Raw genomic sequence first — 23,648 nt, forward strand, 5'->3', positions numbered from 1 at the left:
GAGGAAAAGAAATATGAAGGTTATTTTTACACAAGACGTTAGAGGTCGCGGCAAGCGTGGACAAGTTAAGAACGTGCCAGATGGTTATGCACAAAACTACTTGATCAAGCGTGGTTTAGCTAAGGCAGCCACTAAGGTCAATATGAACACCTTGAAGCGTGTAGAAGCTAATGAAAAGGCCGCTTATGAAGCTGAAAAAGCTGAAGCCGAGAAGATCAAGGCAGAACTCGAAAAAGACGAGACAATCGTTAACTTCAAGTCAAAGGCTGGTACTGACTCACGTTTATTTGGCTCAATCTCTAGCAAGAAGATTGTTGAAGGCCTTGAGAAGCAATACGGCATTAAGGTTGATAAGCGTAAGCTTAACTTGCCTGAACCAATTAAGACATTAGGCTACACCAACGTTCACGCTAAGTTGTTCAAGGGCGTTGAAGCAACTATTCGTGTTCACGTTACTGAACAAGATTAATTTAATTAAAAAAGTGGTTGTGATTGATGGATAATATCGTTTCTCAACAAATTCCGCATGATTCTGATGCTGAAAAAGCTGTTCTGGGTGCGATTTTTATCGATCCAGAAGCAATTGCCGATGCTAGTGCGGTAGTTCAGCCGGAAGATTTTTATGAGCGGGCTAATCAGATTGTCTTTCAAGCAATGCTGGAATTGTCTGATCGCGGGGATGCAATTGATCCGCTGACTCTGCAGGATGAATTAAAAAAGCGTAATCAGTTAGATGATATTGGTGGGATTGGCTATGTTTCAGAATTAGCCATGGCCACGCCAACGGCGGCGCATGTAACATATTATGCACAGATTGTGCACAGAAAGGCTTTGCTTAGGAGATTAATTTCTGCCAGTCAAAAAATTATTTCCACGGCAATAGACGGTTCAGATGATGTGACTGATATTCTTGATGACGCCGAAAGCGAGATCATGAATGTCTCTTCTGAAAATAATACAGGTGGCTTCAGGACGATCAAGGATGTCGTTAATTCTACATTAAGCGAGATCAACAGTATCCCTAATGATGGCAATGCAGTTACCGGGTTAGCAACGGGCTTTACTGAACTGGATAAGATGACTACCGGATTTCATGATGATGAACTGATTATTATCGCGGCTCGTCCTGGTGTAGGTAAGACTTCATTTGCGCTAAATGTGGCGCAATATGTAGGGCTGCATACTGAAAATACAGTAGCCATGTTTTCTCTAGAAATGAGTGGCGAGCAGTTGGTGCAGAGAATGCTGGCCTCTGAAGGGCTAATTGATTCTCAGCACTTGCGGACTGGTCAACTAGATGAAGATGAGTGGAAAAAGTTGGTTGTTGCAGCTGGGTCGTTAGCTAATACCAGTATTTTTATTGATGATACGCCAGGAATTAAGATGAGTGAGATCCGGGCAAAATCGCGGCGGTTGGCTAAGGAAAAGGGCAATTTAGGCTTGATCGTAATCGACTACTTGCAGCTGATTGAAGGACCAAGAAGCGAATCACGGCAGCAAGAAGTTTCCGCAATTTCGCGTCAGTTAAAGAAGCTGGCTAAGGAACTTCACGTGCCCGTTATTGCCCTTTCTCAGTTATCACGGTCAGTAGAGCAGAGACAAGATAAACGGCCTGTATTGTCCGATATTCGTGAATCTGGATCAATTGAACAGGATGCCGATATCGTCTCCTTCTTATATCGTGATGACTATTATCGTGATGAGCCAGAAGACGGTGAAAATAGTGGCAGTCAAGATGAAGTAGGTGCCGAAGACGATAATGGCGAAGTGGAAGTCATTATCGAAAAGAACCGTTCAGGTAGTCGGGGCACTGTTAAATTGATGTTCTCTAAGCCGTTTAACCGATTCTCAAATCTGGATTATGCGCATGATGATCCGAATGGTAATTAAATATTTAGGGGTGTTCAGTAAAATGAACGCCTTTTTTGATATGAAAATAAAAAGACTTGCAATAAAAAATTACTGCAAATCTTTTTAAAAGTTTAATCTAAGAGTGTTTGTGAAATTTTATTATTATCCAGTTAATTAGATAAAAAGTTGAAATTAAAATAAATTGAATTTTTAATTCCAAAATAAATAGTGGAAAGCAAAACAAAACGGAAAATAATAAGATAATTGCGTAGATTCCTTCTAGTGTTAGAAAAAACCTATTTCTTTTTCTATTTTTTAATATTGCTAGTACTGTTTTTTCATTCACAAGATCACTCCTAACAATTATGAAACTAAGACCAAGTTAAATAGGGAATGGTCCATCTAATTGGAACACCCAAAAGCCAATGGTCAGGGTTAATGACATTTTCCTTTAATACGACAGTTGCCACTATTGCAATAGTGGCAAATACTACTAATAAAATTAATAATGTGCTTTGTTTGATTTTTAACATAATTAATTATCTTCCTGATAGTTTTCAAAGCTTTTAGTTCTCAGCTGGGATGAGAATAGGTAATTGCCACCACATTACTGTGCAACCTCCTTTCTTATTACTACATGCTTAAATACTACTCCCAATGTTTTGAATAAATTATCTTTGTATCATATAGTGTACAAATTATTTTGGCCAAGTTTGAATTAAATCCTCGTAACCATATTTTTTCATTTCATTTCTAATATTCTGTGCGCCTTCTCGGTTACCTGAAAGTAAGTTTTTTAAGTATAGGCAGGCAATTTTATAAAGTAAAAAATGAATAGTAGGTTTCGAATCCATAATGAAGTCGATTATTTCTTTAATATGTGCTGTTTAAAATTGTTTTGGGGTAAGTTTTCTATCATAGCAGATGGATAAATAATTTTCGAAAATACGTAGATATCTTTCTTGCTCTAATTCAGAAGGATTTTTATTATTTTTAGCTCTAGCAAGTAGTCTATTGATGAAAAATGCTAAGCTTTCTTGATGCCATAATGGCATTGTATTCGTGAAGAGACGTAGTGATTCAGGATTAGTCATCCAATTTTGCTCGTCATTAAATTCAACGAGTAAATCTGCTTTTATTTGAGGATCAACTTGCTTTAATTCGTCTTTTAGATTAGCTACGGATATCATGGCTCTCAATTTCAAAATTTTGGAATGAGACTGCGATAAAATTTCTTGGTAGCATGATTCTATTTCGTCAATTTTTCCTCTATTAAAAGCTTGTTCCATTTTACTATTTAAATTTGATTCGATCTTTTTTTGCTTTGAAATATAGGTTGGTCGTAATAGTTGATAAAAGTAAGCGACATCAACATCATGTTCAAAAAGAATTTTTGCTAATTTGTCTGCACTAATTCTGCTTTTTCCTGCTTCAACTTTGGCATAAAAAGGACGAGTGACAATATCAGCCGCCATTTGTTTTTGAGTAAGATATAATTCTTATCTAATTTTGTGTAATGCTTGTCCTATAGTCATAAAAAATCCTTTCTAATCTATATTGATCATTATAAGCAATAAAATTATTTTTTATTTATCAATCCAGTATATATGAATATTTAAAGCAAAAATAATTATAATTGTTTGTATTTTATATTGAATAATACCAATTTTTCTGCTATACTTATTAGTATAAAATGTAATTCACGAATATACTTATGGAGGGAAAATAAGTGGTGAAATTCAAAAAAGTATTAGTTGGTGCGTTGGCAGTGTTAGCTACCGTTTCGCTTGCCGCATGTTCAAACAATAAGAAGAGTTCATCTTCATCAAATGAACCTAAAGAATTGAATGTTGAATTCGTACCAAGTACGCAAGCCAACAAGATGGAAGCCAAAGCCAAGCCATTAGGTACGCTGCTCCAAAAGCAACTTCATATTCCAGTCCACGTCACGGTCTCTACCGACTATAGCGGTCTAGTTGAAGCAATGTCATCTAAGAAGGTAGACGTTGGTTTCATGCCACCATATTCATATATTTTGGCGCATAAGCGTGGGATTGCAGATGTGCTTTTGCAAGCAGAACGTTACGGCTACGATGAACCATCAGGCAAGATGAACCATACTTTAATGCACAAATATCGCGGCATGATCGTTGTTAAGAAGGGCTCAAAGATTAAGTCCTGGAAAGATCTAAAGGGCAAAAAGATTGCCATCGGCGATCCAAGTTCTTCATCCGGTTATGTTTACCCAGTTGCGGAACTTTACAAGAAGGGTTTGAATGTCACCAAAGACTGCAAGCTCGTCAACATTAAGGGTGACGATCAGGAAGTTCTTTCAGTCTTAAACGGTGATGTCGATGCCGCATTTATCTTCTCTGATGCACGTAATATTGCTGCTAAGGATGACAAGAAGGCAATGACGGACGTTGTGCCAATCTACTTCACCCAGTGGATCCCTAATGACACTATTGCGGTTAGAAAAGATATGCCTGAAAAATTCAGAAAGAAGTTAGCTAAGGCATTTAAGAATATCGCTAAGTCGAAGAAAGGCAACAAGATTATTGAAAGTATCTACAACCACTACGGTTATGTTGATGCTAAGGATTCAGACTTTGATGGCTTGCGTGAATACCAAAAGATTGTCAACAAGGCTACCGGCACTAATAACAAATAAAAAACTGATTTGAAGTTAAAAGCCACTTTTTAGATCTATTCTAGAAAGTGGTTTTTGCAATCCTCTTTTTTCTTTACTAACTATCAAGTAGAATAGGTATAACGATCGAAGGGGGACTTATTTATGAAGATTGCCGTTTTAACAGATAGTTCGGCTTACTTAACCAAAGAGCAACAAGAAAAATACCAGATCGATGTTTTGCCAATTCCAATTATCTGGGACGGTAAAACTTATCGCGATTTGATCGATATTGGCTATGAGGAGTTTTATCAAAAACTAGCTCAAGCAACCAATTTGCCTACTACTTCTCAACCAGCAATTGGTGACTTAAAAAAGAAAATTGATGAGTATGTTGATCAAGGTTACACCGATGTGATTATTGTTAGCATTTCTAGTGGACTTTCAAGCTATTACTCTACTGTGATGAGCGTGGCTAGAGAAGAAAACAGAATTAAGATTCACCCATTTGATAGCAAGATTACCTGTGCTGGCGAAGCAGATTTTGCGATGCTAGCAGGGCGACTAGTTGAGGCAGGAGCGGACGTAGATCTGATTATGCATGATCTTATATCTTATCGATTTGCAAAAAACGATGGATGTGCGCTTTATGGTAGATGATTTGAGTCACTTGAAACGCACTGGCCGCTTATCTAATGCCGCTAGCTTTGTTGGAACCTTGTTCAAGATTAAGCCAATTTTATCAATGGACGTGCAGGGAGAAGGTCATATCTCTGCAATTGCCAAGGAACGCCAAACTAAGCGAGCTTATAAGCATATTCAAGATGACTTTGATAATCTGACTAAGAACATGCCCTATGAGATTCAATGCACGATCTTTGATTCGCTTGATCCAGAGCAAAAGAAAAAATGGGTTGAAGACTATAGTGCCAAGTCTCCGAAGTATAAGTTTGATAACAGCATCATTGGCCCAGTGGTCGGTGTACACGTGGGCCAAGGTACAATGGCGATGATCTGGTGCCGCGACCTCGATGATTATTTTGATGAAAATGGTCAACCTGTTAAAGATATTAAGTCAAAAGAAGTTGTGGATGAAACAAAATAAATTATAAGTAAACAAATCTAGTTACATACACATGAAAGCCCTTACACCTAAGGACTTTTTTCTTTATAATAAGTGCAGCACAAAAACTATTTGGAGAAAGAAACTTACAAGAAAAGGATGAGAATATGGCAGAAAAGAAATATGTCGGCAGTATTGAAGCCGGCGGTACCAAATTTATTGTAGCAGTACAAGATGTGGAAAGTGGCAAGGAAGTTGCCCGCGACAGAATTCCTACTACCACCAATAAGGAAACCTTGCAAAAGTCTGCAGACTTCTTTAAAAAGCACCCGGTAGATGCATTAGGCATCGGTACCTTTGGTCCCATTGACATCAACCCTAAGTCTCGTACTTTTGGTTATATTTTGGACACTCCAAAGCCAGGCTGGTCTGGGACTAATGTCAAAGGTTTCTTTGAAAAAGGACTCGGCATTCCTGTAGTAATGACTACCGACGTTAATGCATCTTGCTACGGTGAATATGTTGCCCGCGGCCGCGATGATTCTAAGAGCTACTTCTACGCAACTGTTGGTACTGGCGTAGGTGCCGGGATTGTACAAGCAGGCAAGCTTTTAGGTCTAAACAATCACCCTGAGATGGGCCACATGTTAGTGCGTCGCTACCCTGGCGATGACTACAAGGGTGCTTGTCCATTCCACAATTATGCTTGTGTTGAAGGAATGGCTGCGGGTCCAAGTCTTGAAGGCAGAACTGGTATCCCTGGTGAAAAATTATCTCGCGACAACAAGGTCTTCACTTACTCCGCATATTACATTGCTCAAATGCTTTTTAATGTTTACATGGCAGCACGTCCTGATGTAATGATTGTTGGTGGTTCAGTTTTAAACGAAGATGATCTGGTTAAGGTAAGAGAATTTTTCAATAAATTCAACAATAACTATGTAGCAACCCCAGATTTGAATGACCTGATCGTACGTCCAGCCGTTGCTCACAACGGATCTGCTACCTTGGGCGACTTTGAGCTTGCTAAGAATTTGCTTAAGTAAAGATATATAAGAACTAACTAAGTATACAATAGAAAGACTCCACTTATTAAGAAAGACGTAAGGGAGTCTTTTTTTATATCCTTTTTTGACTTAATCCTGTAGTATAGACTATACAAAGCTAATAGATTTATCTGAATTATAGAAAGAAATCATGACAATGAATAAGACAGATAATGGCTTAAAAGATAAAGTTGTCGGCAAAGTGAAAGAAGTCGAAGGTAAGGTTACCGGCGACAAGATTCGCGAAGCCCAAGGCAAAGCTCAACAGGCAAAAGGCAAGATCAAAGATAAGGCTAAGAGGCTGAAGGAAGATCTTGAACATTAAAACATTGACAAACTAACAGAGCTATTAGAAAGAAAAAAGGTGATCCTCATGTTACACTGGATTTGGGTTTTAATTGTAGGAGCTATTATTGGCACTATTGCTGGTGCTATCACTGGCAGAGGCGGTGCAATGGGTTGGCTTGCTAATATTTTAGCTGGTTTAATCGGCTCATCTCTTGGTCAAGCAATCTTTGGCGAATGGGGACCAAACGTAGCAGGTATGGCAATCGTGCCATCGCTGCTAGGAGCAATTATTTTAGTGCTGGTTGTTTCATTCGTATTAGGGATGCTCAATAGAAGAACTGACTAAGAACTAAAATTGAATAATAAAAAAGGGCACGCAATGTGTCCTTTTTGTGTTTCATGTGAAACTTTACTTCTTTTTCTCTGCTTCTTTTTCTGCTATAAATCGTCTTTTGATCTCGTCAGGCAAAATGCTTGGCACCGTAGTGTCATAAAATTCAAAGAAAATCGGTGCCTTCTTTGAATCATTGCTCTTGGGATACATGGCAAAATCCGTCTCAGAAAATGGCAAACTAATGTTGCCACGAATGGCGTTGATAATTTCGCCGAGCATATGCAAAAAGTATTTTTGCGTTTCCGGTGGCAGCGACATAATTACTCGGCTGAAGCGAACGGTACCCAATAATTTGTGCGCAGTGATTTGAAAGACATCGGTAATGTTCAATTCATCGAAGGCTTGAAAAAGTGCGTCCCATAATTCACCGCGCTGCTTATCAGGAATAGTATGGTTAAAATCAATAAAGGAATGACGCAAAGAACGAGCTCCTGAAGATAAACTATCAGCTAAAACGAAGCTATCTCGACCCATGCTCCATCTGCGCGGATCGTGTTGCTGTACCATTGGTGCCGTGCTTTTAACAATAATTACGCGTTCAGGATGATCCAGCATGGTACCGATGATAGAGCTTTCTGGCAGATAAGTCTTCATCTTGGCTTCAGCGCGCACGAAGCCGGGGGCCTTCCAGACCTGGTGAAAAAATCCGGGTCCGTCAAAACTGAGTGCACGAATGATGCGGTCTTGCAACTCCGGTTCAGCCACGCTTAATGCATATTCGGCATAGTTGCCACCTTTAGAGTGACCAGCTAAGTAGATTTTGTCATTAGGATATTTTTGTGCGATTTCTCTCAGGTAATCAGCCGCCACGTCTTGACCGTAGACCTTAGGCATATAGTTCATGTTCATGTCTTCATTCCAACCGATCAATGAGCTGTCAGTACCGCGGTAGACAATGATGATCATATCGGCAGTTAAGCGAAAAGTGGCCGCGGTAAATTGAAGAGGATAAGGATCTGTCTCTAAGCGATTGGTCCAGTTTAAAATCTGGAGTTCGCCTAAACGAGGACTTTGAGGTAAAAGCAAGACTTGTGAGCCGGCTAAATCTTGCATTTGAACCTGAAATGAAGGTAAGATGCGTAGCTTTTCCGCTACTTCTTTTAAAGTGTGTCCCTTAGCCGTTCGATCTACTGGAAGGTAGATAATTGAGCAGAGCAAAGATGCGTCGACACTGTTGAAGGGCCTTTCAGCAAATGATAAGTCGCCGCGCCAACGCAAATAATCAAGAGTTCCTGCCATAATTTCATCCTTTCGAAAAGTTAATAATACTATTTTACAGGGGTTAAGAGAAAAAGAAAAATCTCGCATCTAATAAGAAACGAGATTTGATAATTATCTACCGCCACGCGTGTAACTGATTCGATCGATATCAGGGTACTTTCTTAAAGACATGACGATCTTATTTTCATCAAGCTTATTATTGATTACGCCGTCTACATAGAATACAATCCATTTTTCACTAACATCGAGAATCTTAATTGAGATATTCTCAACATGACTGTTCTCTAATTCTTTTTGAATACGAGAAAGAATCCGTGGTGTATTCGCGGCTTCAATCTGGATGTTGAAGCGAATGTGCGGGGTAATCTTGCTAATGATCACATCATCGTGGAAGAGCATCTGGATTAAGAAAAGCAGAGCCGTTGAAAGAATGCCCATGAAGTACATCCCAGCACCGATGGCCATCCCGATTGCGGCAGTGGCCCAGACGCCGGCAGCTGTAGTTAGACCAGAAATTTGTTCTTTTCTCACCAAAATCGTGCCGGCACCGATAAAGGAAATACCGGTAACGATCTGGGCGGCGATTCTTGATGGGTCCAGCGCGATATCTCGCATGTTCAATATGTCATTGAAGCCGTACTTAGAAACAATCATAAAAAGTGCGGATGCAATCGCTACTACAATGTGGGTTCGGATACCGGCGCTTTTTCTCTGAATTGCCCGTTCGTAACCAATCACGCCACCACAGAGGGCGGCAACAACAATTCTAAGTAGCCAATCCAATTCAGTAGAAATTGGAGCTAATGTCTGCATCAAATCACTCCTTATTTGGATAATCTATAAATGTTACATTATAATTCTAACGTAAATAAGTTGATTTGACAGTTTTCCAAACTTTTTTAACTTTTTTTGCAAAAAGACTTGCACAAGTCTAGCTCATATGGTTTAATAAATACTGTTGTTGATGAAGCAACACAGAGTTGCTGACTTAGCTCAGTTGGCAGAGCACCTCACTAGTAATGAGGAGGTCGGAAGTTCGAGCCTTCTAGTCAGCATTTTTTTGATGCATAAAATTATTCAAAGCCTTTCAAACAGTTTCAAAGAATACTGATTTGAAGGCTTTTTGCTTACTTTGAAGAATTATGTAATTTAAAGAAATAATGTGAAATAAACACACAAAAACACATAAATAGTATTTTTGGCAAGAAATTTATAATTTTAGAGAGTGTCAAATTGGTTTAATGGCGGGCAATAAAGCCCGCTTTTTTGTGTGTTTGTTAAAAGAAAACTGTGTGTTGTGTATCTTGTCTAGTATAATTAAAGTATATGAGTAAGCAGACAAGGTATAAAAATGCATAGTAACTTTGAATTTTTGAACAAGGATATCTTAACCGAACAGTTTTATAAACGTGCCTCAGAAGCAGAATTAAGCTACGTTATGGGACTTTATTCCAATGTCTTAGTGTCTGTCCGTGCTGTGGCTGAAAACATCGCTAAGGATGTTGCTGACCAAAACTACTTAAAAGTTGGTGAACGAGAAACTTTTGACGATATTCTTCAGCGCTTAAAACAAGGACAATATATTTCAAAGTATGCCTTGCAATTCTTTTATGATATTAAAGGTTCGGGTAATGTAGCAGCTCATAGTTTGCAAGATGCTACGCAACAAGAAGGTTTATTGGCCTTGAAACATCTTTACGCTTTGGCTGTATGGTTTGTAAATGATTATTACGATGGTAAGGTTGATCCAACTGATTTTAGGGAGCCACAAAAAGAGGAGTATTTATATCAAACCACGACCCAGCCGGTTTCTAAGGCAGAAAAAAATCTTATTTATATTCAGACTGCTGATGATTCGTCTGGTAAGTTTGCCGTTTACGAAGGTAATCAAAAAGTAGGTAAGACCGGTGTTGGTGATCTAGCCCAAGATAATTCAGATAATAGTCCTTATTTGCGAGCCTGGGCTAAAAAGAGAATCAGCCAATATATGAAGACATCAGGCGTGCCAGCAAAATTAGAATGGGCTGAACTAGCTTACCGTAAATCTGATGGCTGGTGGTTCTCTGATCATGATGTTCATTATGTTTTAGAAAGATCAGGGATAAAGCATAGTGAAGGCTTAGCTGGTAACGAATGGTTTGAGACAGATTTACCCACTGCTAAGAGAGCAATTAAAGCTGTTAAAGAAGGCAAAGATTCTCTTGATAAGGTAAATAGTTCCGTAAAAATTAAAATCGATTTACGACCTGAACAAAAAGATGCAGTAAAGAAGACAAAACAAGGTTTTAGAACAGGTAAGAAAATGCTATGGAACGCCAAGATGCGGTTTGGTAAAACCTTGACTGCCTTGAAATTAATTAAAGAAGAGAAATACCAAAAAGTTTTAATTATGACCCATCGTCCAGTTGTCGATGAAGGTTGGTTTGATGATTTTAATAAAATAGGGATGCCGGATGCTGGTTATATTTATGGATCAAAGAAGCAAGGCCATAAGAACATTAAAGATTTGGAAGATTCGGGTAAGCCTTATGTTTATTTTGCTAGTATTCAAGACTTAGCTGGTTCTGAAATTGCTGGGGGTAAGGTTTCAGATAAGAACCGAGATCTATTTAATGTAGATTGGGACTTGGTTATTGTTGATGAAGCTCACGAAGGAACCCAGACGGAATTAACACAAAATGTTTTAAAACTTGTTCTAAAAAAGAAGACTAAAGAACTTGATTTGTCCGGGACTCCTTTTAATATCTTATCGGATTACGATGAGGACCATGTTTTTACGTGGGATTATACGATGGAGCAGGAAGCCAAAAATGATTGGTCAAAAAATAACCCTGGTAAGGCTAATCCTTATGCAAGCTTACCTAAAGTGTCTATGTTTACTTTTGAAATGAATAAACATTTCAATGATCCTCGCTTTACGGGTGAAGGCTTTGACAAATATAGTTTTAATTTCAAGGAATTCTTTAGAACTGATGACCAGGGTAAATTCGTTTATGAAAATGATGTAAGACGTTTCTTGGATAACATCACTAATCCGGGTCCAACTAACTATCCTTTCTCAACGCGTGCATTTAGGAACAGGTTACGTCACACTTTATGGGTTATGCCGGGTATTAAAGAGTGTAATGCCTTAGAGGAATTATTAAAGCAGCATCCCGTTTTTGGCAAAGAATATAAGATTCTGAATGTGGTAAGAGGAGATAAGTCGGATACCGAACTGGGTACGGATAATGATGCAGAAGCAGAAAACAAGGAGATTGCTGAAGCTGACAGGGAAGGTAAGAAGACCATTACTCTGACAGTCAGAAAGCTCACCACCGGAACAACTATTCCGGAATGGACAGGAGTTTTATTCTTGTCTAATACCAACAGCGCTATGCAATATTTACAAGCAGCTTTTAGAGCGCAAACACCTTATTCATCTCCAGAATTTGGCAAAAAAGAGAACTGTTATATCTTTGATTTTGCTCCAGACCGTGCCTTAACAGTGATGGCAGAATCAACTAGTTTAGCTACTGGTGTTGGTAAGATTCAGACTAAAGAGCAGCGTCACCGCATGGCTAAGTTAATGAATTTTCTGCCTATTATCGGTGAGAGTAATCAGGAAATGAAGCCTTATAAGGTTGATCGGTTACTGTCTAAGATTAAAAGAGCTTACGCTGAAAAAGCCGTTCGAACTGGCTTTGACGATGATTCTATCTATAGTGATCAATTGCTTATGATCAGGGATGCTGATCTTGATGACTTCAATAATCTCAAAGGAATCATAGGTACCACTAAGAAAGAAAAAGCTGAGATGAAGGTTGATGTTAACCATCAAGGATTGACCGAGGATGAGTATGATAAGGCAGAAAAAGGTAGAAAGAAACCACCAAAGCAGAGGACGCCAGAAGAGCAAGCAGCAATTGACAAAGTTAAGAAATTAAAGAAGCAGCGGCGTACCATGATTTCTATTCTGCGAGGTATTTCCATCAGAATACCGATGATGATTTACGGGATGGACATTAAATTCGACGAGGATGTTTCTATTCACAAATTTGTTAATAATATTGATGATGTTTCTTGGAAGGAATTCATGCCGAAAGGTGTTACAAAAGAGCTATTCAATAAATTTATTAAGTATTATGATGCTGATGTCTTTATTGAAGCGGGCAAAATTATCCGCCGGAAAATCAAAGAGTTGGATAAATCTGATCCGCTTGATCGTGTAGAAAAAATTGCTGACATATTCGGTACATTTAGGAATCCGGATAAAGAGACGGTTTTAACTCCATGGCGAGTAGTTAATATGCACTTAGGTAAAACTATTGGTGGCTTGTCTTTCTTTGATAAAGATTATCAATATTCTTATGAAGATGGTAAAGTAGTCAGCCGGTGGATTAATACCGAATATACTAGTAGAACTCTAACTAGAAAGTCTCATATTCTTGAAATTAATTCTAAAACTGGCCTTTATCCTTTGTATGTCGCTACGTCTATTTATTGGCGAGAATTTCAAAAAATGAACGATCAGATGGCCGGAAAATTTAGCTTTGAAGATGAATTATTGCTTTGGCAGTCAATCTTGAGAGAAAATGTCTTCTTGGTCGCCAAAACACCGATGGCTAGAGAAATAGCTAGAAGGACATTAGCTGGCTACCATTCTGATTGGAATGTCAATGCCGTATACGTAGAGAATATCGTAAAAGATGCTAAGGTTAATGTTAAAAAAGAAGCCCAAAAAATTGAAGGGATGTTTGGCAAGATGAAATTTGATGTTGTGATCGGGAACCCACCTTATCAAGATCAAGCTCATGGTGATCAAAGTAATTTTACGGCACCTATTTATAACGAATTTATGGATTTATCTTATAAATTATCTGATTTAGTAACTCTTATTACTCCTGCTCGGTTTTTATTTGGTGCTGGAAGTACGCCAAAAGAATGGACGAGTAAAATATTGCATGACAATCATTTTAAAGTAATAGATTTTGAACAAAACAGCGATAAAATCTTCCCGCATACTGAAATAAAGGGAGGAATTGCAATTAGCTTGAGAGATATTAATCAAAATTTTGGATCTATTGCGAATAATTTTGCACCAGCAGGAATTTATATTGCTTCTAAACCTCTCATTGGGATTATGAGGAAAGTTACTAAAAATAACTTCAAAAGTTTTAGTTCCATCATATATGCTCGTAATATTTACAGATTTACTGATGTAATGCACGCTGAACATCCCAAGGCTATAGAAAAACTTAGTAAGGGACATGCTTATGATTTATCTTCTAATATTTTTAGAAGATTGCCAAATTTGTTTCTTGCTGAAAAGCCAAAAAATCATATTTCTAATTATGTTGGTATATTAGGCAGGTTAAATAATCAAAGGGTTATTAAATATATTAAAAGAAAATATATTAAACCAGTAGAAAATTTGGACAAATACAAAGTTTTCGTCCCTAAAGCGAATGGGACAGGAGCCTTAGGAGAAGTATTAAGTACACCCCTGGTTGGGGAACCTCTGATTGGGAGTACTGAAACCTTTATTAGCATCGGGGCTTTTAATAATAGATTAGAAGCAGAAAACGTTATGAAATATATAAAAACGAAATTTACAAGGACTTTGTTAGGAATTTTAAAAATTACGCAAGATAATACTTCAGAAAAATGGCGCTTAGTACCAATGCAAGATTTCACAGATAAATCAGATATTGACTGGTCTAAATCTGTTCCTGAAATTGACGCTCAGTTATATAAAAAATATGATCTTTCACCAGATGAAATTAGTTTTATTGAAACGAAAGTTCAGGAAATGGAATAATGAAAAATTATAATGACTTGAATCAATCAGACCAAGAATCATTTTTGATGTTACCTATCATTGATGAACTTAAAAAAATTGGCGGACAATCGTCTACGAAGGAATTGAAACGTTCAGTGGTAGCAAATAATGATGAAATTCCAGATAACATGCTTACTGATTTTAGAACCTCAAAGACGACGGGTGCAAAATATTTACCATTTGATTATGATTTTAATTTTTCTGTAAAACATTTAATCTTGGCAGGAATGCTTGAACGGCCACATATTGGGTTAGTAAGATTAACTGAGAAGGCAAGAAATTTTAAGGGAACTGGTTCTGAACTGAGCCGCGCGGTTTATAAAGTATCAATACCAATTTTTAAAGCTAATGCTAAGCAGAAAAAGAAACACAAAACTACTAAAGAAAAAGTAGAAGTAGATGATACTGAAGACATAGATAATTCTTCAGAAGAAGTAGGTTGGCGTAGTGAGTTATTGAATGCTCTTATGAATTTATCTTCGGCTAAATTTGAATTATTCTGTCGCGCATTAGTTAAGAAGATGAACGTTGATATTGATGAAACCATTGGTACTAAGTTAACTGGTGACGGAGGATTAGATGGTTATGGATATATTACTACCGATGACTTTAGAACTGCGAGGGTAGCTATTCAAGCTAAGCGATGGTCTTTATCTAACTCGGTTTCATCCCCTGAAATAGATAAATTTAGAGGAGCAATGGATAAATTCCGTGCTGAATATGGAATTTTTATTACGACATCTACCTTTACTAAAGATGCGGTTCGGACTTCTAGAACAGGGTCGCGTGTAATTACTTTAATAGATGGCGATCGCTTACTTGATTTGATAGCTAAATATCAACTTTATGTTACCCCGGTTACTACTTATAAATTGGATAAATTCTTTAAAGAGAAAGATTAATTTTAGAAAAGATAGTAAAATTGTTGATCGACTAAAGAATGTTGGTATGGCACGCACAGTTAAAGTGAAAGTAAAGGCTATAAAATGGCGAATAATTCGATAAATCCAAATACAATTGTAGTACTTTTCAAATTTATTCAAAATAAAGCTGAATATTTAAGGGATTTTAAGAATGGCAACTTGTATTTTAGCTCATTGCAATATTTTATAAAGCTAGAAGAAAATAACGGAAATCATAAAACCGGTGACATATATGAAGGAAATATTCATCAAAATATTAATGATTTAAGGCATCTTCATGTTGCAGATTTTGAAATTCCGGTTACAGATGTTAAGAGTATGTCTGTTGATCATGAAATGCCAAAAAGTCAAAAAGAAAATCTTGGAATTTGTAGTTTTTTTGCTGTGCAATTTAAAGATTTAGAAAAATAAAATAAAAATTCAAATAAATATAGATTGAAGTTTAACGTATTAAAGGATCTTTATAAAACTAAAGACGGAAACAGGGTATTGTTTGCTGTAAATAATGTTGCAAGACTTCAAAAAGAGTGCAGAGAAAATAGATTAGGCTATGGACTAATAAAATATTATGATCCTAATAATATTAATAATTTAATAGATCTACAGAAGCATAAAGAATTTTATAAATTGAAGAGGTATAGTTTCCAACATGAGTTTAGAATAGAGAAAAATCTTGCAGATGGAGGAAATTTTGAACATTTAGATTCTATTAGGGATGAAGGTTTCATGTGGAACATATTGAAGAATTATAAAAATAAAAGTAATTAAAAAAGCAAAACTACAGGGAATGAATTAATGAATCAAAATAAAAGACTATATCACTATACTTCTGTAGATGCTACTTTAAAAATATTGCAAACACAAAAATTAAGGTTGAATAATTTAACCGCCATGGATGATCCCGAAGAGGCTAAATCAGAAGACTCTTATAATGCAGGACGATGGGTTTTTACTTCGAGTTGGACTACTCTTAGAGATAACAAAAAAATGTTTCAAGCTTACGGGATGAGTGGGGAAGGTGTTTGTATTTCTTTGCCGGAATACCCCTTTTATACAATGTTTGGTAATCCCTTACAAAAAAATAAACTATTTATGCAATCAATTGGTGTGATAGAGCCAGTTTATTTTACAAGAGGTACAGAAATTTATACTGAAAAATATAATTTAATGTTCTTACCAGCAAAAGTTGAACAAATTTCTGTTATTTATACAGATTATGAAGATTTGTTGTATCCTAAGGTTTCTAATAAAACAAGTAAGGGTTTAAGCTACTTTGATGGATTGCTTGGTAAGTATAAAGATCTTAAATGGAGCTATCAAAAGGAAATCAGATATCGGCTTAGACCTACATTAATAAACAACATGCATCGACCATTAAATGAAAATGATTATGAACAAATGATGAGTGGGGTTATTTATGCTAAGATTAGTGAAAATTGTCCTGTAGATTATATTGATATTCCAATAAATTTAAGAAATATTGAAATTATTTTAGGCAGTAGAGTGGACAATGTCCAAAAATCAAAAATTCAAAAAGTGGCTAAAAGATATTGCCCTAATCCAATTTTTTTGAATAGTAATATTAATTGGTAATTAAAATGTCAGAAAAAATAATAAAGTCAGCTGATCGAGTAAAGGATATTGGTGAAGTCTTCACACCTAAGAAAACTGTAGACTTCATGTTAGATCAGCCAGAAATCAAAGCTAAAGTTAATTCATTAACGGCCACCTTTCTTGAACCTTCTGCTGGTGAGGGTGCTTTCCTGGTAGAACTATTACGGAGAAAATTAGTCTACGCCAAAAAGGCTAGTAAAAGTATTGCTGAAATGCAAAATAATTTTTTACTAGCTTTATCAACGTTATACGGTATCGAGCTTATGGAAGACAATGTGGAAATGTTGGTTATGAACATGAACAATGTCTTTCGTGACACCTATTTCAAAGCTTTCAATCCTAAAGAACGAAACAATAAGATTCTAAAGAGTGCCCAAACAATTATTTCTGCAAATATGGCCCAAGGGGATGCCTTGACCAAAAAGACAAGTACCGGTGCAGATATAGTCTTTAGCGAATGGAAATCTATTGGCAAAGATAAAGTTCAAAGAACAGAATACAGCTTTGCTGCTATTGCTAAAGGTGAAACTGCTTCAGGGACAGTACGCCCCCACTATGAGCAGCTTAGTTTGTTGGAACCTTCTCCTGATCAAACAGAATCTAAGCCACTAGAAAAGCATTATAAGCTTGTAAAATGGGAAGACATCTATAAGCAAATAACAGAATAGCTTTTGATCTAAAGAACTGAAATGAGTCCGATTAGCATGACTTGTTCCAGTTCTTTTTTGTTTGCTTGGTCAAGACTAAGGTCTGAGCGTAATTCGTTCATTAGCCGCTTAATAAGGGGAGAGCCTGATTTTATTTGATCAAGCCATTTTTCAAAATATGCCATAATGTCAATTTGTTTGAGATTGTTGCTGATCATTATCTTGTCTTTTTGCTGAAATTCCAATAAGGCAGTAAGAATCCAAGTAAGTTTTTTAATAGTTGTTTTTGAGTTGTTAATTCCATTTCCCGGATTTAAAATTGAAGTGCAACGCTAAGTGTTAAACAAAAAGGCCATGAAGACCTAAACTTGAAGTGACCAAAAATCAAGGAAGGTGAATCTTCATGACCAATTCAAATTCTAGCATCTCTAGACATTATCATCAATTAAATAGTGAACAACGAGGACAAATACAAGCTCTGCTTGATTCAGGCATAACTTCCTGTTCCGCTATTGCTCGAGAAGTTGGCTGTCACAAATCGACAATTAGCCGTGAAATCAGACGTGGCAGCGTCCTGCAAAGAGATCATAACTATCTGCTCTATGAGCATTACTATGCCGATACTGCGCAGATCTATCATGATAAGCGACGCAAGAACTGCTATAAGCGTGATCCGTTAAAACATTATGCTGTTTTTCTGAGAATGCTGTCTAAGCGGTTTAAAGCTAAATTTGATGCTACCAGCATTGATGAGTTTGTGGGTGAGTTCAAGCAGACGATGCCAGGCTATCCCTGCCCCAGCACGCCTACCGTTTATCGCTATATTGATCGCGGTTTGCTAGATATAAGCAATATTGATCTGCCAATGAAGCTTAAAAGACGCAGAAACAAACGGCATCATAGTCATGGTGGGCATGCTTTACACAAAAAGAATCTTGGCAATTCAATTGAGCAGTGGCCTAAAGAAGTTGAAGACAGGGCAACTCCTCTTCACTGGGAAGGAGATTTGGTTAAAGGCGTTAGACGTAAAAATCAACCTGCTTTGATGACTCTGACAGAAAGAACTACTCGTTTTGAGGTTGTCATCAAAATACCAGATTATCGAACAAGTACTTGTCAAAGACTGCTTCAAAAAGGAATAGACCAGCATCCTGATTGGTTCAAGACTATTACTTTTGATAACGGCTCTGAGTTTGCAGATATGACTAAAATCAAGAACTGTCAGATCTACTTTGCTCATCCATATTCACCTTGGGAAAGAGGCACAAATGAAAACTGCAACGGTCTTCTGCATCAATTCTTCCCTAAAGGCAAAAGCATGAAAGATAAGACAGCTGCATATGTTCAACAGGCAACTAATGCCATTAACCACAAACATCGCTGAATCCTCCAATATCACACAGCAGAAGAACTCTTCAAGCAATATATCTCTTCATAACCTAACTGTTGCACTTAAATTGACAATTCAGGAATTAAAAAAATCAATCTACGAGAAAGATTTATTTACACAAAAGATTTGACAGTTTCGGCCAATAATAGACCCTATGAAAAATGGTATGTTCAACAATATGAAAAATGGCTAGAAGAGTATACTAAGTAAAAATATTTGTAGCAAGTAACCTTGGTTTATCAGTATTATTTTTATGAATGTAAGTTATTTTGAGTAAGGACCAATATTTTTTTAATAAAAGTGCCTGAGTTATTTCTTCAGACACTTTCTTTGTTTTATTTACTGCTGATCTCACTAATATTCCTATTTAAAAGTAATCATATTGACCAACTCTAACGGTTTAAAGGCTCAGTCAATCCCGTTACATAACTCTTTAATTAGCTAAAGCCAAATTACTTAATATAGTTTTATTATCACGATTATTTGTGCAACCACACTTATAGCAAATATATTTATTATAATTGCTATGCAAAGTAACCTTTTCTTGACCAGTGTTAACATAACCAAAAGTAGTACATCTTTGTGTTGATTGATATGTTTTAGTAATAACTGTTTTTTCGGATTTTCATTTAGAAAGAGCTTATTGCCCTTTCTGAATGAAGATAGATTTAAGTTTTATTTTTCCATTACTTTTTATATATGTTACATCGAAATAATTATCATTAATTTTTTCAACGTAATATAGAGTATTACCGGATCCTTGATTGTCACTGACAATATCAATTTTTGGTTTATTTATTCGTTTTAAATAAACTAAAGTTTTTTTATTAGATGTAAATTCATTTTCTCGAATTTGTGTTTGTGTGATTTTTTTAAGGTTATATTCTGTGTATATTGTTTTACAGAAAAAACTTATTAATAATAAAGAAAATAGAGCAATTATAAATATTACATATTTTTTAACCATAAGACTTACTCCTTTTTAATAAATGTATTATAATACTCTCATAAATTAGGAATGAATCATGCATATTAAGCAAATTAAATTTTCAATTAGTCTTTTTCTTTTCACATTTGTAATTTTCCTTTTTACTTTAAAAGGTTTCACTACTACTGTATTGGCTGATGAAGATACTACGGTTGAAACTGTAGCTACTTATAATTATAATAAAGTGCCTGCTGATACATTGGCTACTATAAAAGATATAGTAGCTAATGATAACACTATTAGTATGAAAGTTAAGGATGGATACTTAATTCTTACAAAAGTTTATTCCAATTCTCCAGAGTTAGAAAATAATCTATTAGAAGCTTCACTTGTACAATTACCGGGTCATTCTGCTAATGTAAAAGTAGTTAATTTTAATCTTGCTTTAGCAAAAATGGATGCAGGAAATGCGTTAGAGAACATTCCTAATGGTTCACCACTGTTTATTTATGGACAAGAAGCATATGCTGGTCAAAGAAATGGTCAACATGTATCTGTAGGTACTCATGTACATTGTAATAGATTTAATGGTAAACATTCTGATCATAAATATTGGAAACATAGTGATCCACGTTCTTGGGTAGATTTCATTGGTAGTGACTGTGATTACCATGCACCAAAATATAATTGTAATATGTATGGACGCAATGTAAAGTGTGATGGACTTAATACTAAAGGTCACGGTGTACATAATTGTTCAAGTTGGAAAGGCGGTAGAGCACATAAAAACTGGCCTAAAACTTGCTGGTATAGAAACTAGTTAAGTTTTATATATCATATATTTTTTTAAAATTATATCAAGTGATATATTGTGAAATTGATTTCCTGATGTTTTATAAATTTGCTAAATAAAAATTTATTAAATAAGTAATAAAAAATGTTTTTTTGGAAATTCTGTTCTCATAATTTTTTACTAGTTCTTATTTGATAAAGAAATAATATCATGTTTATTTGACTTTTTATGCAAGAAATTAATCTTTTACCACAATATTTACCACAGTATTCTTACATGGAGGTTAAAAATCTTCGTTATAATACAGTTTGTTAATTTAGGGTTCTCTGCTTCTAGTCAGCATATATTTATGCTCATATTTAATTAAAGCCTATCAAATCACTTCTTAAAATGTTGATTTGGTAGGTTTTTTCTTTGTTTTAAACTGGAATGAAATGGTTTGAAATATAAAGAAATAAAATGAAATTAAGTGAAACAAACACATAGAAACACACAATAAGTTTTTATTGAGTAAATTTAGTATTTTAGAGAGTGTCAAAATGGCGTAAGAGCAGGCTTTAGGCTTGATTTTTTGTGTGTTTGAGGGATATAAAAAGGATTATCTTCAGTCTCGGAGATAATCCTTTCTTTGTGTTCGAGTTTTTTTGATGTTTTATTAATTAGTCCATATCTATATTATTTGGAAAGTGGGCTAAGCGTTCATCTTCAACGCCGATTTCATTTTCGATTTCAAGCAAACGATTGTACTTTTCAACACGTTCTGAACGAGCTGGAGCACCCGACTTAAGTTCGGCAGCATTAGTAGCTACAGTGAAGTCAGCAATGAAGGTGTCACCAGTTTCACCTGAACGGTGAGAAACCATTGTAGTGAAGTTGTTCTTTCTAGCTAAACGGATAGTTTCAAGAGTTTCAGTAATAGTACCAATTTGGTTTACCTTAATCAAAACAGCGTTGCAAAGCTTATCCTTAATTGCCTTACGTACAAGCTTTGGATTAGTACATACGTTATCATCAGCAACAACTTGAATGTTCTTACCAAATCTTGCAGTAAACTTCTCAAAGTTGTTCCAGTCATTTTCATCAAATGGATCTTCAGCGGAAATAATTTCTGGGAATTCCTTCAAAAGCTTGTCGTAGTAATCAAGCATTTGATCGCCATCCCATACATGACCTTCAAAGTGGTACTTGCCATCTTCTTTGTTATAGAAGGATGAGGCAGCTGCGTCAAAAGCAATAGCAATATCTTCACCTGGTTTGTACCCGGCTTTTTCAATAGCTTCATGAAGCATCTTAAGGGCTTCTTCTGAACTCTTTAAGTTAGGAGCAAAACCACCTTCATCACCTAAGCCAGTTTCAAAGCCTGCTTCTTCAATAACTTTCTTCAAGGTATGGTAAGTATTAACAATCTTTTCAAAACCATCTCTAAAGCTAGTCTTTTTAACAGGAGTAATCATGAATTCTTGGATATCGATACCATTGTCAGCATGCTTACCACCGTTAATAACGTTATGGAAGGTTTGTGGTAATTCTAAGTCGCAACCACCAAGGTAACGATATAGTGGTTCATGTTTTGAATGGGCAGCGACACGAGCTACAGCCATTGATACACCTAAGATGGCATTAGCACCTAATTTAGCTTTGTTAGGTGTACCATCCAATTCGATCATCGTACGGTCAATTTTAGCTTGATTATAAGGACTCATACCCTTTAAAGCATCGTTAATTGCACCATTAACATTTGCGACAGCCTTGGTAACACCTTTCCCACTTAAGTGAGAGCCACCATCACGTAATTCAACTGCTTCTTTTTCACCAGTTGAAGCACCTGATGGAACTTCTGCCTTGGCAACCGTACCATCAGATAAATATGCATGAACTTCTACAGTTGGATTGCCACGAGAATCAAAAATTTCCATCGCTCTAACTTGTTCAATATAAACTGTCATAATTTTTACCTCCTAAAGCAAAAAAGAGCAAAATTAAAAACGCCTACTATCAATACACACTAATTGTGTAGGTAAATAGTAGACGTCATTAGATTTTGCTCATTTAATGGCGAACGTCATCGCCTATTCATTTGACACTTTTAGTATACCGCTTTTTTAATTTTTGTAAAACTTTTTTGGGTATTACTATAAAAAATAAAGGCCTGAATTGTCAATTTAAGTGCAACAGTTAGGTTATGAAGAGATATATTGCTTGAAGAGTTCTTCTGCTGTAAGCTCTATCTTTAGCGGTAATCTTGTGGACGCTAAAGCCATAACCAGGAAGAGTGGTAGATTTTTTATCTGACTTGCTTACGCATTTAAAGTTTCCTGTTTTCTTGTTAACAGTGTAGTAGACAGAGTTAGATGTATCATAGCTAGTTTGGTAACCGATAATGTCTTTAAATGTAGGATTAAGAAAAACGAAAGCCTTGTTCTTTCTATGCTTTTTCATGCTAGATTTAGAGAAGAATAAGTAAATCTTGCGTTGATTTAATTGCTTAGCAAGTTTCCTATTCTTTGCCACTCTTGCCGCAATTATTCCTGCCCACTTGATAGATTTCTTCTGATTTTTCCTCCTTAAATGAAATCGGCTTTGAGTTATCCACCTGTTGATTAATTTTAAAAGCAAGATGCTTAATGACATCCGCGTTATTGTGCAAAACTTCTGTGGTTAAATCTGGACTTTGCGTTAAAAACCAAACAGCTTGAGCTCCTGCTGAGCTAAACTTATAAGTCTTAGCTAGGTTAGCTAGCTTGTCAATAGTATGTTCAATTGTAAAAGTGGATAACTTGGGAATTAAATTATGCTGTTGCGAGGAAGAATTAGCACTTCCCTGAGGAATAAAAGAGCGGGCAGTAGTATTTGAATAGCATGGTTTAATGTTGATCAAATTATTTTTTCTACTCATCATATTGCCTCTTTTCTGAAAAATACCAGAAGCTAATTTGTTCTGATAAAAGCATGATAGCACCAGAAAGGTAGCTTTGTTATTGAATTTATGGTAGTTTGAACGGCTTAGCTAAATAATTAATATTGGTGTTTTAGTCAGAAC

General features: G+C 36.1%; 23 protein-coding genes, 1 tRNA gene, 1 pseudogene and 1 riboswitch. Of the genes and pseudogenes, 16 read left to right on the top strand and 9 right to left on the bottom strand.

Annotation, left to right across the window (positions count from 1 at the left end; translation table 11 throughout):
* Positions 1–13 precede the first annotated feature (13 nt).
* A complete protein-coding gene (rplI, locus tag ICI50_RS00055; RefSeq protein ID WP_013854919.1) occupies positions 14–469 on the top strand; it encodes a 50S ribosomal protein L9 in 456 nt (151 codons plus the stop codon).
* A 26-nt stretch (positions 470–495) separates the two neighbouring features.
* Positions 496–1,890 carry a replicative DNA helicase gene (dnaB, locus tag ICI50_RS00060; protein WP_013854918.1) on the top strand — a complete coding sequence of 465 codons (1,395 nt, stop codon included), beginning with the start codon at positions 496–498 and terminating at the stop codon, positions 1,888–1,890.
* Positions 1,891–2,222: 332 nt separating this feature from the next.
* On the opposite strand, the gene ICI50_RS00065 is transcribed toward dnaB, so the two are convergent.
* On the bottom strand, positions 2,223–2,384 hold the full coding sequence (locus ICI50_RS00065; protein ID WP_188891706.1) for a hypothetical protein: 162 nt from the start codon (positions 2,382–2,384) through the stop codon (positions 2,223–2,225).
* A 354-nt stretch (positions 2,385–2,738) separates the two neighbouring features.
* Positions 2,739–3,326: an XRE family transcriptional regulator gene (locus ICI50_RS00070; protein ID WP_244964962.1), complete on the bottom strand. Its 588-nt coding sequence runs from the start codon at positions 3,324–3,326 to the stop codon at positions 2,739–2,741.
* Between the two features lie 257 nt (positions 3,327–3,583).
* On the opposite strand from ICI50_RS00070, the gene ICI50_RS00075 reads away from it, so the two are divergent.
* The 5 genes and pseudogenes from ICI50_RS00075 to ICI50_RS00095 all read left to right on the top strand — a co-directional run bounded on the left by ICI50_RS00075 (position 3,584) and on the right by ICI50_RS00095 (position 7,223).
* Complete coding sequence (locus ICI50_RS00075; protein ID WP_188892099.1) at positions 3,584–4,522, top strand: phosphate/phosphite/phosphonate ABC transporter substrate-binding protein; 939 nt, start codon at positions 3,584–3,586, stop codon at positions 4,520–4,522.
* A gap of 123 nt (positions 4,523–4,645) precedes the next feature.
* Positions 4,646–5,585, top strand: a pseudogene (locus ICI50_RS00080) (DegV family protein).
* 125 nt (positions 5,586–5,710) lie between these two features.
* Complete coding sequence (locus tag ICI50_RS00085; RefSeq protein WP_054640298.1) at positions 5,711–6,589, top strand: ROK family protein; 879 nt, start codon at positions 5,711–5,713, stop codon at positions 6,587–6,589.
* A 157-nt stretch (positions 6,590–6,746) separates the two neighbouring features.
* Positions 6,747–6,914: a CsbD family protein gene (locus ICI50_RS00090; protein ID WP_074484260.1), complete on the top strand. Its 168-nt coding sequence runs from the start codon at positions 6,747–6,749 to the stop codon at positions 6,912–6,914.
* 48 nt (positions 6,915–6,962) lie between these two features.
* Positions 6,963–7,223 carry a GlsB/YeaQ/YmgE family stress response membrane protein gene (locus ICI50_RS00095; RefSeq protein WP_054640299.1) on the top strand — a complete coding sequence of 87 codons (261 nt, stop codon included), beginning with the start codon at positions 6,963–6,965 and terminating at the stop codon, positions 7,221–7,223.
* Between the two features lie 63 nt (positions 7,224–7,286).
* On the opposite strand, the gene ICI50_RS00100 is transcribed toward ICI50_RS00095, so the two are convergent.
* A complete protein-coding gene (locus ICI50_RS00100) occupies positions 7,287–8,510 on the bottom strand; it encodes a DUF2974 domain-containing protein (protein WP_056940923.1) in 1,224 nt (407 codons plus the stop codon).
* Positions 8,511–8,603: 93 nt separating this feature from the next.
* The gene (locus ICI50_RS00105) at positions 8,604–9,305 is read right to left on the bottom strand and encodes an MgtC/SapB family protein (RefSeq protein ID WP_188891708.1); all 702 of its coding nucleotides are present in this window, start codon (positions 9,303–9,305) and stop codon (positions 8,604–8,606) included.
* A gap of 169 nt (positions 9,306–9,474) precedes the next feature.
* Between ICI50_RS00105 and ICI50_RS00110 the strand changes: the two genes are divergently transcribed.
* The 7 genes from ICI50_RS00110 to ICI50_RS00140 all read left to right on the top strand — a co-directional run bounded on the left by ICI50_RS00110 (position 9,475) and on the right by ICI50_RS00140 (position 17,518).
* Positions 9,475–9,547: transfer RNA gene (locus ICI50_RS00110), tRNA-Thr, on the top strand.
* A gap of 296 nt (positions 9,548–9,843) precedes the next feature.
* On the top strand, positions 9,844–14,292 hold the full coding sequence (locus ICI50_RS00115) for an Eco57I restriction-modification methylase domain-containing protein (RefSeq protein WP_188891709.1): 4,449 nt from the start codon (positions 9,844–9,846) through the stop codon (positions 14,290–14,292).
* Positions 14,292–15,215 carry a restriction endonuclease gene (locus ICI50_RS00120; RefSeq protein WP_188891711.1) on the top strand — a complete coding sequence of 308 codons (924 nt, stop codon included), beginning with the start codon at positions 14,292–14,294 and terminating at the stop codon, positions 15,213–15,215. The genes ICI50_RS00115 and ICI50_RS00120 overlap by 1 nt, the downstream gene beginning before the upstream one ends.
* A gap of 84 nt (positions 15,216–15,299) precedes the next feature.
* Positions 15,300–15,647: a hypothetical protein gene (locus ICI50_RS00125; protein ID WP_188891713.1), complete on the top strand. Its 348-nt coding sequence runs from the start codon at positions 15,300–15,302 to the stop codon at positions 15,645–15,647.
* A gap of 24 nt (positions 15,648–15,671) precedes the next feature.
* Positions 15,672–16,004: a hypothetical protein gene (locus ICI50_RS00130; protein WP_188891715.1), complete on the top strand. Its 333-nt coding sequence runs from the start codon at positions 15,672–15,674 to the stop codon at positions 16,002–16,004.
* A gap of 27 nt (positions 16,005–16,031) precedes the next feature.
* Positions 16,032–16,829: a DUF2971 domain-containing protein gene (locus ICI50_RS00135; protein WP_188891717.1), complete on the top strand. Its 798-nt coding sequence runs from the start codon at positions 16,032–16,034 to the stop codon at positions 16,827–16,829.
* 5 nt (positions 16,830–16,834) lie between these two features.
* On the top strand, positions 16,835–17,518 hold the full coding sequence (locus tag ICI50_RS00140; protein ID WP_188891719.1) for a DNA methyltransferase family protein: 684 nt from the start codon (positions 16,835–16,837) through the stop codon (positions 17,516–17,518).
* Positions 17,519–17,526: 8 nt separating this feature from the next.
* Here the strand turns inward: ICI50_RS00140 and ICI50_RS00145 are convergent, their stop codons facing one another.
* Positions 17,527–17,715, bottom strand: a complete 189-nt coding sequence (locus ICI50_RS00145) for a hypothetical protein (protein ID WP_188891721.1) — start codon at positions 17,713–17,715, stop codon at positions 17,527–17,529.
* 185 nt (positions 17,716–17,900) lie between these two features.
* Here ICI50_RS00145 and ICI50_RS00150 point away from each other — a divergent pair, with 185 nt between their 5' ends.
* Complete coding sequence (locus ICI50_RS00150; RefSeq protein ID WP_188891723.1) at positions 17,901–18,881, top strand: IS30 family transposase; 981 nt, start codon at positions 17,901–17,903, stop codon at positions 18,879–18,881.
* A 646-nt stretch (positions 18,882–19,527) separates the two neighbouring features.
* Here ICI50_RS00150 and ICI50_RS00155 read toward each other — a convergent pair.
* Positions 19,528–19,854: a hypothetical protein gene (locus ICI50_RS00155; protein WP_025084273.1), complete on the bottom strand. Its 327-nt coding sequence runs from the start codon at positions 19,852–19,854 to the stop codon at positions 19,528–19,530.
* A 58-nt stretch (positions 19,855–19,912) separates the two neighbouring features.
* Between ICI50_RS00155 and ICI50_RS00160 the strand changes: the two genes are divergently transcribed.
* On the top strand, positions 19,913–20,635 hold the full coding sequence (locus ICI50_RS00160; protein ID WP_054640304.1) for a hypothetical protein: 723 nt from the start codon (positions 19,913–19,915) through the stop codon (positions 20,633–20,635).
* 632 nt (positions 20,636–21,267) lie between these two features.
* Here the strand turns inward: ICI50_RS00160 and eno are convergent.
* The 3 genes from eno to ICI50_RS00175 form a co-directional block, all read right to left on the bottom strand.
* Complete coding sequence (gene eno, locus ICI50_RS00165; protein ID WP_013854899.1) at positions 21,268–22,554, bottom strand: phosphopyruvate hydratase; 1,287 nt, start codon at positions 22,552–22,554, stop codon at positions 21,268–21,270.
* A 72-nt stretch (positions 22,555–22,626) separates the two neighbouring features.
* A riboswitch (Fluoride riboswitch) is annotated at positions 22,627–22,687 on the bottom strand.
* A 96-nt stretch (positions 22,688–22,783) separates the two neighbouring features.
* Positions 22,784–23,119, bottom strand: coding sequence for a hypothetical protein (locus tag ICI50_RS00170; protein ID WP_188891724.1), 336 nt, complete (start codon positions 23,117–23,119; stop codon positions 22,784–22,786).
* Entirely contained in the window at positions 23,106–23,504 is a 399-nt protein-coding gene (locus ICI50_RS00175) for a hypothetical protein (protein WP_188891725.1), read from the bottom strand. Before ICI50_RS00175 ends, ICI50_RS00170 begins: the two co-directional genes overlap by 14 nt.
* Between the last annotated feature and the right edge of the window lie 144 nt (positions 23,505–23,648).

The sequence above is a fragment of the Lactobacillus kefiranofaciens genome (assembly GCF_014656585.1).
GTDB lineage: Bacteria > Bacillota > Bacilli > Lactobacillales > Lactobacillaceae > Lactobacillus > Lactobacillus kefiranofaciens.

Excerpts from the sequence above, each read along its gene's own strand:
- rplI (WP_013854919.1), top strand. The coding sequence starts at position 14 with ATGAAGGTTATTTTTACACAAGACGTTAGAGGTCGCGGCAAGCGTGGA.
- dnaB (WP_013854918.1), top strand. The coding sequence starts at position 496 with ATGGATAATATCGTTTCTCAACAAATTCCGCATGATTCTGATGCTGAA.
- ICI50_RS00065 (WP_188891706.1), bottom strand. The coding sequence starts at position 2,384 with ATGTTAAAAATCAAACAAAGCACATTATTAATTTTATTAGTAGTATTT.
- ICI50_RS00070 (WP_244964962.1), bottom strand. The coding sequence starts at position 3,326 with ATGGCGGCTGATATTGTCACTCGTCCTTTTTATGCCAAAGTTGAAGCA.
- ICI50_RS00085 (WP_054640298.1), top strand. The coding sequence starts at position 5,711 with ATGGCAGAAAAGAAATATGTCGGCAGTATTGAAGCCGGCGGTACCAAA.
- ICI50_RS00090 (WP_074484260.1), top strand. The coding sequence starts at position 6,747 with ATGAATAAGACAGATAATGGCTTAAAAGATAAAGTTGTCGGCAAAGTG.
- ICI50_RS00095 (WP_054640299.1), top strand. The coding sequence starts at position 6,963 with ATGTTACACTGGATTTGGGTTTTAATTGTAGGAGCTATTATTGGCACT.
- ICI50_RS00100 (WP_056940923.1), bottom strand. The coding sequence starts at position 8,510 with ATGGCAGGAACTCTTGATTATTTGCGTTGGCGCGGCGACTTATCATTT.
- ICI50_RS00105 (WP_188891708.1), bottom strand. The coding sequence starts at position 9,305 with ATGCAGACATTAGCTCCAATTTCTACTGAATTGGATTGGCTACTTAGA.
- ICI50_RS00115 (WP_188891709.1), top strand. The coding sequence starts at position 9,844 with ATGCATAGTAACTTTGAATTTTTGAACAAGGATATCTTAACCGAACAG.
- ICI50_RS00120 (WP_188891711.1), top strand. The coding sequence starts at position 14,292 with ATGAAAAATTATAATGACTTGAATCAATCAGACCAAGAATCATTTTTG.
- ICI50_RS00125 (WP_188891713.1), top strand. The coding sequence starts at position 15,300 with ATGGCGAATAATTCGATAAATCCAAATACAATTGTAGTACTTTTCAAA.
- ICI50_RS00135 (WP_188891717.1), top strand. The coding sequence starts at position 16,032 with ATGAATCAAAATAAAAGACTATATCACTATACTTCTGTAGATGCTACT.
- ICI50_RS00140 (WP_188891719.1), top strand. The coding sequence starts at position 16,835 with ATGTCAGAAAAAATAATAAAGTCAGCTGATCGAGTAAAGGATATTGGT.
- ICI50_RS00145 (WP_188891721.1), bottom strand. The coding sequence starts at position 17,715 with ATGATCAGCAACAATCTCAAACAAATTGACATTATGGCATATTTTGAA.
- ICI50_RS00150 (WP_188891723.1), top strand. The coding sequence starts at position 17,901 with ATGACCAATTCAAATTCTAGCATCTCTAGACATTATCATCAATTAAAT.
- ICI50_RS00155 (WP_025084273.1), bottom strand. The coding sequence starts at position 19,854 with ATGGTTAAAAAATATGTAATATTTATAATTGCTCTATTTTCTTTATTA.
- ICI50_RS00160 (WP_054640304.1), top strand. The coding sequence starts at position 19,913 with ATGCATATTAAGCAAATTAAATTTTCAATTAGTCTTTTTCTTTTCACA.
- eno (WP_013854899.1), bottom strand. The coding sequence starts at position 22,554 with ATGACAGTTTATATTGAACAAGTTAGAGCGATGGAAATTTTTGATTCT.
- ICI50_RS00175 (WP_188891725.1), bottom strand. The coding sequence starts at position 23,504 with ATGAGTAGAAAAAATAATTTGATCAACATTAAACCATGCTATTCAAAT.